The organism is Frankia sp. CcMO1, from assembly GCF_977945845.1.
The window spans coordinates 1-10,906 of sequence record NZ_CDWTMG010000163.1; the positions used below are offsets into that span (position 1 = coordinate 1).

Annotated in this window: 7 protein-coding genes and 2 pseudogenes; 7 read left to right on the forward strand and 2 right to left on the reverse strand. The window is 68.9% G+C overall.

The window, feature by feature from the left end; translation table 11 throughout:
• Nucleotides 1-296 precede the first annotated feature (296 nt).
• Nucleotides 297-875 (forward strand): Hsp20/alpha crystallin family protein, encoded by a 579-nt coding sequence (locus AC08OU_RS17350; protein WP_476601589.1) that lies wholly within the window; start codon nt 297-299, stop codon nt 873-875.
• A 108-nt stretch (nt 876-983) separates the two neighbouring features.
• Here the strand turns inward: AC08OU_RS17350 and AC08OU_RS17355 are convergent, their stop codons facing one another.
• Entirely contained in the window at nt 984-1,877 is an 894-nt protein-coding gene (locus AC08OU_RS17355; RefSeq protein WP_476601588.1) for an exodeoxyribonuclease III, read from the reverse strand.
• A gap of 74 nt (nt 1,878-1,951) precedes the next feature.
• Between AC08OU_RS17355 and AC08OU_RS17360 the strand changes: the two genes are divergently transcribed.
• From AC08OU_RS17360 to AC08OU_RS17380, 5 genes and pseudogenes are all read left to right on the forward strand, one after another.
• Nucleotides 1,952-2,767 (forward strand): RibD family protein, encoded by an 816-nt coding sequence (locus tag AC08OU_RS17360; protein ID WP_476601587.1) that lies wholly within the window; start codon nt 1,952-1,954, stop codon nt 2,765-2,767.
• A 183-nt stretch (nt 2,768-2,950) separates the two neighbouring features.
• A complete protein-coding gene (locus AC08OU_RS17365; protein ID WP_476601586.1) occupies nt 2,951-4,096 on the forward strand; it encodes a hypothetical protein in 1,146 nt (381 codons plus the stop codon).
• A gap of 192 nt (nt 4,097-4,288) precedes the next feature.
• A pseudogene (locus AC08OU_RS17370) lies at nt 4,289-6,959 on the forward strand (ATP-binding cassette domain-containing protein).
• A gap of 205 nt (nt 6,960-7,164) precedes the next feature.
• Nucleotides 7,165-8,403, forward strand: a complete 1,239-nt coding sequence (locus AC08OU_RS17375; protein WP_462188298.1) for a glycosyltransferase family 4 protein — start codon at nt 7,165-7,167, stop codon at nt 8,401-8,403.
• A 170-nt stretch (nt 8,404-8,573) separates the two neighbouring features.
• Nucleotides 8,574-9,515: a beta/alpha barrel domain-containing protein gene (locus tag AC08OU_RS17380; protein ID WP_462188303.1), complete on the forward strand. Its 942-nt coding sequence runs from the start codon at nt 8,574-8,576 to the stop codon at nt 9,513-9,515.
• Between the two features lie 78 nt (nt 9,516-9,593).
• Here the strand turns inward: AC08OU_RS17380 and AC08OU_RS17385 are convergent, their stop codons facing one another.
• On the reverse strand, nt 9,594-10,145 hold the full coding sequence (locus AC08OU_RS17385) for a DUF3291 domain-containing protein (RefSeq protein ID WP_462188297.1): 552 nt from the start codon (nt 10,143-10,145) through the stop codon (nt 9,594-9,596).
• 515 nt (nt 10,146-10,660) lie between these two features.
• On the opposite strand from AC08OU_RS17385, the pseudogene AC08OU_RS17390 reads away from it, so the two are divergent.
• Nucleotides 10,661-10,906 (forward strand): annotated as a pseudogene (locus tag AC08OU_RS17390) (hypothetical protein); the annotation flags it as partial.

Genomic DNA, 10,906 nt, shown 5'->3' on the forward strand with positions numbered 1-10,906 from the left:
CTCCAGGAGAGCCGGCCCGCCGCGCCGGGCCGGCGCCGGGCCCCGCTGCCCGGCCGCTCGGGGCCGGCCGCTGCGACCGTTCGCCGCTTCGGTGTCCTGCCTCACATCCAACAAATTCTTTGCCCTCACTTGCAACAGCAAGGTTGAGCGTCTTAGACTCACTAACTGTGAGAGCGGGAGGCAGTCGCACCGAAGGTGATCCGTCCAGGGGGCGCCTGAGGGGCGGGCGCGTCTCGATCGGCATCGATGTACAGAGATCGGCCCTAGAAAGATCAATCTTTTGGAGGGGGAGCGTCGTGAGCACCTACCTGTGGGACCCGTTTGCCGCGCTGGGGCGCATGGACCGGGAGTTCGACGAGATTGTTCGGCGTGCCTGGGGCCCGCGGCGTCCGGTGCTTACCGGACGGTCGTCGGTCACCGAGTTCGCCGTCCCGTCGGCTGATGTGGTTACCGAGGGAGCGGATGTACTGATCAACCTCGAGCTGCCCGGGGTCGATGTCGAGCGGGACGTCGTGGTCGAGATCGACCGGGGTCGCCTGGTCGTCCGCGGGAAGCGTGCGGCCGGCAGCGAGAGCGAGCACGCTGGTCGCGTGCACCGCGAGCGCTGGCACGGTTCCTTCCGCCGGGAGTTCCGGCTTCCCGAGGGCGTGGACGCGCAGCGGATCTCGGCCACTTACGACCGGGGCATCCTGACAGTCCGTCTCGTCGGCGCGGCGGCGGAGCCCAAGGCGACCCGGATTGAGATCACCCCGGTCGTCCGCGACGCCCGGCCGGCCGAGGTTGCCGAGGGTGGCTCCCCGGGGCTGCCGGCGGAATCCGCGACGCCGCGGCCCGCCGAGCCGGCCACGCCGGCCGCGGCCGGTTCCACCGCCTGAGGAGCGCACCCGGCGTGCGGACGCCGATGTCCGCACGCCGGGCAGCGGTTCCCTCGCACCGGGCGGCATACCCCGCCGGACCGGTCGATCCTGCCGGGACCGCCCGGCTCAGCGGCGGCGCGGTCCGGTGCCGGCGGAGGAGGTCCGTCCCGGGGCGGACCGTCCGGCCGAGCTACCACTCGACGGAGGCGGCACCATCGGCCCGATGTCGCCGTCCGGCGCGGTGTCCAGATCGACGATGACGGGAGCGTGGTCGCTCGTCCCGACACCCTTGCGGGCCGCTCGGTCCACCCAGACCGCGCGCACGCGGCCCGCCACGTCGGCGGTCGCCAGAGCCAGGTCGATGCGCATCCCAAGGTTCTTCGGGAAACACAGCTGGCGGTAGTCCCAGTAGGTGTAGACGGCGTCGTCGGGCCAGCGGGCCCGCAGCACATCGATGAGCCCGGCGTTGACGAGTTCTGCGAGTGCCGCGCGTTCCGCCGGGGTGACGTGGGTGGCGCCCTCGAACTGGGTGATGTCCCAGACGTCGGCGTCCGTTGGCGCGATGTTGAAATCACCCAACGCCATCACCGCGCCCTGGGCCGTGGCCTCGGCCACCACCTCGCGCAGCGCGGCGAGCCAGGCCAGCTTGTAGGCGTAATGAGGGCCGTCGATGGTCCGGCCGTTGGGTACGTACAGCGACCAGATCCGGATGCCGCCGCAGGTCGCGGCGATGGCGCGAGGCTCGGGACCGGGAAAGCCCGGATCGCCCGGAAGACCCCGCGCGACGTCGTCGAGGGTGTCTCGCGACAGGATCGCCACGCCGTTCCACCGGCCGTCGCCGTGATGGGCGACCCGGTAGCCCCGGCGGAACAGATCCTCGTCGAACAGCTCCAAGAAGACGTCGTCCGACAGCTTCGTCTCCTGCAGGCACACCACATCCGGCTCGGCCCGGTCGAGCCATTCGATCAGGCGGGCCTGCCGAGCCTTCGCAGAGTTGATGTTCCACGTCGCGATCCGCACATCTGTTGACGGTAGTCCCAGGGTCCGACAGGTCTGCCGGGCATGTCGGGTCTGGGATGATGGTCGTCATGGGAATGAGCCGGCGTGTCGACGATGACGCTGTGGGCCGAGGCGCTGTTGCTGGCCGGCCGTACGTCATCTGCAGCTGCGCGATGTCGTTGGACGGGCACATCGACGATAGCTCGGATGAGCGGCTGATCCTCTCCAGTGCCGCCGATCTCGACCGGGTGGACGAGGTGCGTGCCGGCTGTGACGCGATCCTCGTCGGCGCGGCCACTGTCCGGCGGGATAATCCCCACCTCGCCGTGCGCGCGCAGCACCGTCGGGCGGCGCGGGAGGCGGCCGGGCGTCCGCCCACGCCGATCAAGGTCGTGCTGTCCGGCGGGGGAGATCTCGACCCGAGCGCTCGGCTGTTCACCACCGACCCGGTCGAGACGATCATTTACCGTCGGGCCGGATCATCGTTGCCGATCGCCGCGCCGACCTCGTCTCCCGAGCTGTCAACGCCGCAATCGGCGTCGGCGGCGATCCGCACCGCGCCCGCTGCCCGCACCGAACGCGCCACCTTCACCGCGCGCGTCATCCTGGTCGAGCTTCCCGGTCGGCCCCGGGTCGAGGTCGCCGCCATCCTGACCGATCTCGCCCGGCGTGGCGTCCGCCGGCTGCTGGTGGAGGGTGGTACCTCGCTGCATACGGCCTTCCTCACCGCCGGCCTGGTCGACGAGCTGCATCTTACCGTCGCCCCGTTCTTCGTCGGCGAGCGCGATGCGCCGACCTTTGTGGGACCGGGGGTCTTCCCCAACGACGTCCGCTCGCCCCTTCGCCTCGTCGAGGTCCGACAACTCGACAATGTGGTTTTTCTTCGGTATCTGGCACCGACGTCTCACTAAACGCCGTGACCGGCGGCTCGATCGCCTCCGGACCACGAAAGGACCACGCGGTCGTCGAGCCCACGCCGAGTCGACGGCACCGATGTCGATGCGGAACGTAATACTTGCCTCACTTCATGTCGTGGTTTCGAGGTGCGTCCGGGACGGCGTTCCCGGAGCATGGCCGGCCCCTGCGGAAGGGCGATGATGCGGGCGGTACGGGCGGTACGGGCGGTACGGGCGGCGACCATGGCGGGCACGATGGCTGCCGCCCTCATCCTGGCGATGGTTCCGGCGAACGGCGCCGCGGCGCGACGGCACGCGGTCCCGGGTGGACCGGTTGCGCCGGTGGATCTGGGCTTTCCATCCGGGTACTTGTTCAGTACGGCGACAGCGATCAACGATCGGGGAGAGGTCGTCGGCATCGGCTCCGCGGGCTCCTACGACCTCCACGGCCTGCGATGGTCGGAGAGTGCGGTGACGGCGCTGCCGGACGGGGCCCCCGGGCCGTCGCGGATCAGCAACGCCGGCCAGGTGACAGGCTTCCGCCCCCACCGCGGCGCCCCCGACACCGGATTCGTGTTCCGGCCCGGCGGCGTTCTCGTCGATCTCGATTTCCGGGTCGAGGACCAGAACGAGCGCGGCCAGGTGGTCGGGACCAGAACCACGTTCACCGCGCCGCCTCGTGCCGTGAGCTGGTGGCGTGGCCGGACCGTCGATCTTGGCGCGCCGTCGGGTGCCGCCAGCTTTGCCGTGGCGGTGAGTGACAGCGGACAGGTCGCCGTTCGGGTGGACGAGGGGGGCCGTTCCCGCACCGCCCGGTGGACCCGAGGGCGGTGGACCGATCTGCCCGACCTGCCCGGTAGTGTCGGGAGCTGGGCCGCCGACATCAACGATCGTGGGGACGTCGTCGGCTGGGCCCAGACCGCCGATCGGACGATGCACGCGGTCGTCTGGCGGGGTCGGAGGATCATCGATCTTGGCGCGCTGGGCGGTCGTGGCAGCCTGGCGACGGCGATCAACGACGCTGGGCAGGTCGTCGGTTCGACGTTCGACGGCAACGGTGGCGGTCGCGGCTTCCGCTGGGAGGACGGCCGCGTGACGGATCTCGGCATCCTCGGCGGCCCTTCCAGCACGCCGGCGGCGATCAGCGACCGTGGCGACATCGTTGGCGTCAGCAGTACGCCCGACGGCGCCGAGCACGGATTCCGCTGGTCCCACGGTCGGATGGTGCTCCTGGGCGATTTCGGCGGCGGCACCAGCCGCGCCGTGGCGGTCAACAACCGCGGTCAGGCCGTCGGTTCCGCCCGCCTACCCGACGGCGGCACCCGTGCGGCCCGCTGGAACTGATTCGATTTCCACCACCCGCCCACCGCATTTCCTCGTTCCCCGGACCGGTCGGTGTCCGGATCCAGCACGCTCCAACCCGTCGTGGCGCCGTCTCGTGGCCGTCAGCTTTCGGACATGTTGCGGAAGGGGCGGGAAAACTCCCTCTGCACAGGCACACTATGGTGCGTCTGGCGATCGAAGGAGCGAGGGAGAGTGCTGGTGGTTCCGACCCCGCTTCACGTCACCACCCCCGCGGGGGAGGCGACGCTCACCGGAGACAAGCCGGTCGTGGTGGGGCGGGCCCGTACGGCCGACATTGTGATCAACGATGGCCGGGTGTCGCGCCGGCATCTGGTGCTGCATCCCGACGTCGGCGGATGGCGGATCGAGGACATCAGCGCCAACGGTCTCTGGCGGGATGGCTGCCGTGTGGGCGGTCTTGCCGTCTCCGGGGAGCTCCGGCTCCGGCTCGGCGCGGTGGACGGACCTGAGGTGGTGCTCGTTCTGCGTCCGGCCCCGCCGATGATCCCGCCGACCGCGCCGACCCATAGCCCGGGCGGGGCACCCATCCCCCTTGCCGGCCCGCCGTCGCCGTCGCCGTCGCCGTCGTCGCCGGGCGCGGCGGTGCCGGGCACGGAATGGTGGTCCGAACCGGCGCCGGGCGCTGCGTCGGCGCCCGTCCCAGCGGCACCTGCGCAGTCGGGCGGGCCCGACTCGGCCGTGGGGCAGGCGACGATCGTGCACGACCGGCGGCGCGTGCATCCGCTGACGATCGGACGGGTGCGGATGGGCCGGTCCCGCGACAACGACATCAACGTGGGCGACCTGCTCGCGTCCCGCCATCACGCCGAGCTGCACATCTCGGTGGCCGGTGTCGAGCTCGTCGACCTCGCTTCCGCCAACGGCACCTTCGTCAACGGTCACCGGGTCACCCGGGCGCGGGTGATGCAACGCGACATCATCGCCATCGGCCATCATCTGTTCCAGCTCGAGGGAAACTCGCTCGTCGAATACGTCGACTCCGGTGACGTGGCCTTCGAGGCGCAGGCGCTGTCGGTGTGGGCCGGCACCAAGCAGCTCATGCACGACATGACCTTCCGGCTGCCGGGCCGTTCCCTGCTCGGCGTCGTCGGACCGAGCGGGGCCGGCAAGTCCACGCTCCTCAACGCTCTCACCGGCTTCCGACCGGCGGACCGGGGATCGGTGATCTACGCGGGACGTGACCTCTACGCCGAGTATGACGAGTTGCGACGCCGGATCGGGTACGTGCCGCAGGCCGACCCGCTGCACGATCAGCTGACCGTGCGTGAGGCTCTGCTGTACGGCTCGGAGTTGCGTTTCCCCGCCGACACCACCGCCGAGGAGCGGCGGGCCCGGGTGGAGGAGGTCATCGGCCAGCTTGGACTGACCGCGCACGCCAACACACCGGTCTTCCGGCTTTCCGGCGGCCAGAAGAAGCGCACCAGCGTCGCGCTGGAGCTGCTCACCCGGCCCTCTCTGCTGTTCCTGGACGAGCCGACCTCCGGTCTGGACCCGGCCAATGACCAGTCTGTGATGGAAACCCTGCGGGGCCTGGCGAAGGGCGGCGGCGCCGGCTCCGGCGACGAGACCGGCCGGACCGTCATCGTCGTCACCCACAGTGTGCTGTTCCTGGACCTGTGCGACTTCATCCTCGTGCTCGCGCCCGGCGGGCACGTGGCCTACTTCGGGCCTGCGGACGGGGCGCTGCGGTTCTTCGGCAAGGAGGACTTCCGCGAGTTCGCGGCGGTGTTCCGCGAGCTCGAGGCCACTCCGGGTGAGGAGATGGCGGAGCGGTTCCGGGACTCGGAGTTCTTCGTACCCTCCGCGATCGTGGCGCCCGCGGTGCGCAAGGCACCGCCGGAGCTGCCCAGCGTGCGCCAGCAGCCGGTCCGGGCCCAGCTCGCGACGCTGACCCGACGGTACTGGCGGGTCGTGCTCGCCGACCGGTCGTACCTACGGCTGATCATTGCCTTCCCGTTCCTGCTCGGCGTCGTCCCACAGGTGATCCGCGCCCCGGACGGGCTGCGTGCGTTACCCCAGGCGCCGAACACCGACGCGACGAAGGTTCTCCTCGTCCTGGTGCTGTGTGCCTGTTTCATGGGCATGGCCAACTCGGTCCGGGAGATCGTCAAGGAGCGGCCGATCTACCGGCGGGAACGCACGATCGGGCTGTCCCGCACCGCCTACCTTGGATCAAAGATCATTCTGCTGACCGGGATCACCACCGCCCAGTGTCTTGTCTTCACCCTGATCGGGCTGGTGGGCCGGACCCCGCCGAGGGCGGTCGTGCTCGGCTCGCCGGTGCTGGAGTGTCTGATCGCGGTGAGTGTCGCGGCGCTCGCCTCGATGATGATCGGTCTGCTGGTCTCGACGCTGATCGACAACGCGGACAAGACCATGCCGATCCTGGTCCTGGTCACGATGGGTCAGCTGGTGTTCTCCGGGGGGACTGACCTCGCTGGTCGGGCGCCCCGTGCTGGAGCAGATCAGCCTGCTCGTCCCGGCCCGCTGGGGGTTCGCGGCCCTGGCGTCCACGGACGATCTCAACGACGTCAGCAAGTTCGGTAACGAGACCCTGCGGACCGACCCGGCCGACGGGCTGTGGAAGCACAGCGTGGCGATCTGGGTCCTCGACATCGTGATCTGCGTGCTGATCGGTGTCGTGGCACTGATCCTCACGGCCGTCATGCTGCGCCGGATCGAACCGAAGGTCACCCGGCCGACGGGTGCCGGGCCAGGGCCGGCCACCGGTTCGGGTTCGGGTTCGGGTTCGGGAGGGTTGTCGGGTCCGCGGCTGTACGGCACCGGGGTCCCGCCGGCGCACGGTTCCAGGACCGGCCGGTCCATGCCGTTACGCGGCTGAGTGGTCAGTCCGTCCCTGTAGCCCACGCCCCGGACCAGGTATCCCGGCGACCTCCCTCGCGAGCCGGGCCGCGAGGGAAGTCGCTATACCCCTATCTGTGGGCCGGCGCGGCGCGAGTGGTCGCAAATCCAAAACCTCTGCAGCAACCGGTTATCGTGGCGATAAGGTGAGCTGACCGAAGTTCGCTCGCGGTGGGGGATTGGGCATGGAGATCGTCTTCTTGTGCGAGCAGTATCCGCCGATCATCTGGGACGGGGCGGGAGTCTATACACACGACATCGCTCACGCACTGGTCGCGCTCGGTCATCGGGTTCATATCCTCTGCGCGCAGGGACGCTACCGCACGGATGAGGATCATGACGGGGTGATGGTGCACCGGCGGCCTCTCCTGCGGTTGCCCGTCACCAGGTTTCTCGGCCCACTCGGCCGGTCGTTCCAGGGGGAGAACCACCCTCGTGATTCGCTCTCCCTGCGGTTCGTTCTCGCGGTTTCCTATGCTTTCTGGCTGCGTCGTCTCGGTCTGCGTCCCGACGTGATCGAGACTCAGGACGGCGAGACCCGGGGCCTGCGTACCGCCCTGCGCCGCGACATCCCCCTCGTGATCCACCTGCACACCCCGACGATGATGGATGTGCGCCTGCGGGACGGCCGGCTGCACGGCAGGGGCGCGGTGGCCGACCGGATCGACCGGTTCTCCGCTCTGCGCGCCGACGCGCGCACCGCTCCCTCTGAGCTGATCGTCACCACGCTGCGCGGTTTCGGCTGGCTGGATAGGGATACCGACGCGGACGTCATTCCTTACCCGTTCGACCGGTCCCCGTACATGGAGGTGGCGTCGCCCCAGCACACCGACCCGACGTTGCTCGTCGTCGGACGGCTCGAATGGCGCAAGGGGCTGGATGTCCTGATCGAGGCGGCCGCGCTGCTGAAGAAACGGGGTGTCGAGGCGACGGTGGTCTTCGCCGGTCAGTCCTCGGGCACGATCGAGGGTGTGGCGACCGGGACCTGGCTGGAGCAGCAGGCGGTCAAACTCGGCGTCACCTGCCGTTTCGCCGGCCACCTGACCCGTCCCGAGCTGGTCAAGGCCTATGAGGAGGCACGGGCGGTCGTCGTGCCGAGCCGGTTCGAGAGCTTCTCCATCGCGGGTCTCGAGGGAATGGCCTCGGGACGCCCGGTCGTCGCGACCGCGACAACCGGGGTGGCCACCTGGGTGGCGAAATGGAAGGGCGGCACGGTCATCCCGCCGGAGGACGCCCCCGCACTCGCCGACGCCCTGGAACCCTTCCTCACCGACCCGGAGTTCGCGGAGACGGTGGGTGCCCGCGGTCGGGTCGGCACCGCCGAGCTCGAGCCGTTGCGTATTGCCGCCCTGCGCGAGAAGGTCTACCAGAAGGCCATCGACCGTTTGCGGGCGCGCCACGGAAAAACCTCCGCCGTGGCATGAGGGTGGCGACCCGGATCATCGATTGCCGGTCACGAACCTGATCCAGGCGAAAACCCTAGGGAGTCGAAATGAAATAACTTGCGCGTTTCGAACCCTCCACAGGCCTGTGACCTGCGATGATGCTCTCGATCACGTATTTGTTACTTCATTACGTCCCCTAGGGTGGGGTCATGAGCGGTCTGTGCGGTGTCTCCCTGGAACATCCGATCATGAACGCGGCCGGCACCTGCAAGACCGCCGAGGATGTCGAAACGTTCGCCCGGTCGGCGGTCTCGATGATCGTCGTTGGTTCGATCACCAGAGAACCGCGGTCAGGCAACTCCGGCAACGTCTACTGGCCTGGCCGAGTCTACTCGTTGAACGCGCTCGGGCTTCCCAACCGCGGACTGGACTACTATGCCGCGCATCTGCCCGGCATGGTGCGGCGCGCTCACCTGGCGGGCAAGCCGTTGACCGTCAGCGTCGCCGGGTTCGGTGTCGACGAATACCGCGAGATCTCCGCGGTCGTGGCGCGGACGGGGGTCGATCTGATCGAACTGAACCTGGCCTGCCCGAACGTCTGGGACGGCGGAACGCAGAAGCGCATCGCCTGCTTCGATCCCGGGCACACCGCGACGATCTGCACGGCGGTGGGCGACACGCTGGTGGCGCAGGCTGGTGCCGATCCGGCCCGACGCGTCCCCTACGGAGTCAAGATCTCGCCGTTCTCCGATCCGTCGGCTCTGGCGGAGCTCGCAACGGTGATCGATGAGGTCGCCGCGCGTCCCGGTGGCCCGCGGTTCGTCACGGCGGTGAATACCTTCCCCAACGCCTTCGCCGTCGACGAGGCGCACCGACCAGTCGTCGACGTCGAGCTCGCCGGTATGAGCGGGCCGGCGCTCAAGCCCGTCGGGCTCGGTCAGGTGCGCCAGCTACGCCGCCTGCTCCCGGAGAGTGTGGACATCGTCGGGGTCGGGGGTGTGACCGACGGGCGCGACGTCGCCGACTACCTGCTGGCCGGGGCCACCGCGGTCCAGGCCGCCACCGCGTTCTGGAACCGTGCGGAGGATCCGGCCGTCTTCGGTGCCATTCTGTCCAACTGGATCGACCACACCGACCCGACCGTCCCCTGAAAAGGGTTTCACGCGTATTTTCCGTACATCTTTCCAGCATATTTTTTCACGTCCTCGGCGCGGGAGCCCATCGCCGGATCAGCCTCCGGCCGCCGCGTTTCTCGGTGCCGCTCGGCCTGGCTGCTCGGCGGTGTTCTCCGGGCCGCTTCCCGGGACCAGGGAGATCCGCCGGTCCGGCGGTGGAAACGTCAGCCGGAACGTGAAGGCGGTGGCGGTCGGACCGTGGGCCCGCAGGTGACGAACCCGGTCCTCGGCCTCGTCCGTCCCCGGCCGATGCCCGGCGGGTACCCACCACAGGGCGTTGGTCGTCCGCTGGGTGGGATGAAACCACTCGCGCCGACGGCGTAGGAACGCCCCGTGGCCGCTACGGAAGACGAAGTTGGCCAGCGCCTCCACCGACTCCCAGACGGTCAGGTTCACGATGATCGCATGGTCGCCGTCGCCCTCCCACACGAACGTGCGTACGACGGTGTCGCCATCCTCGGCCCGCAGGCGCCAGACGAAGCCAGGCTGCCCGTCGCCGAGCGTGTTGGTGGGAGTGAGACCGGCGACGAAGTCGGTCAGCGCGGAGGAGCCGGGCGGCGCGAGCAGTCGGGCGATGTTCACCTGGGCCAGATGGTAACCCGTCATGAAGGCAGCCTAGGGAGGTTGTCGCGCCGCCGCCAGGAATATCGGTCAATTACCGATCGATCATGATCGGCGAGTTGGCGGGTGCAATTTCTACCAGTTTTTCGATGCCGCTCGGAACAGCCGGCGAACAGTAACCCCGCCACGAACGGGCCGGCCGATGCCGATGCCTGCCGATCGGCGCCCCATCGTGGGGCTGTCAGGTGATCCGTCAGGTGGTGTCGCCGCCGAGGGCTCCGCTGGAGCCACCCGGATGGACTCACCCGAGTCGATCATGCGCGCCTCCCACCTATTGGCAACGTCGAAGCTACTCTCCGTAGTCGGAGGTGCCGGGAGGGGAAGATCCCAAGATCCCGGGGCGGGCTGTGTCATTTGCGTGGAAGCGTGTTTCTCTGCGGAAATCAGCCTGAGTGCGGATCGCTCGAGTTTGGTCGGTGATCCGATTTCGGTCCTCGCTGACCGAAATGGCCTCCACTGCCGACAGCATTTGGTCATTTTCCGCTAGCAATGGGGGAGTCATGGGAAGTTCCGCAAGGAGAAAAGCCGCAGTTGTCGCTCTGTCCACGACGGCGGCTCTGGTTGTCGCCGCGGGGCCCGCGGCCACGAGCGCGTTGGCCTCCGATGGTCACGACGGCCCGAAGGACAAGCGCGTCACCAAGCACGTCGTCAAGGAGCACTGGACCAAGATTCGCTGGGAGAAGGAGAGCTGGGACAAGAAGGACTGGGACGGTAAGGACAAGAAGGACTGGGACGGTAAGGACAGG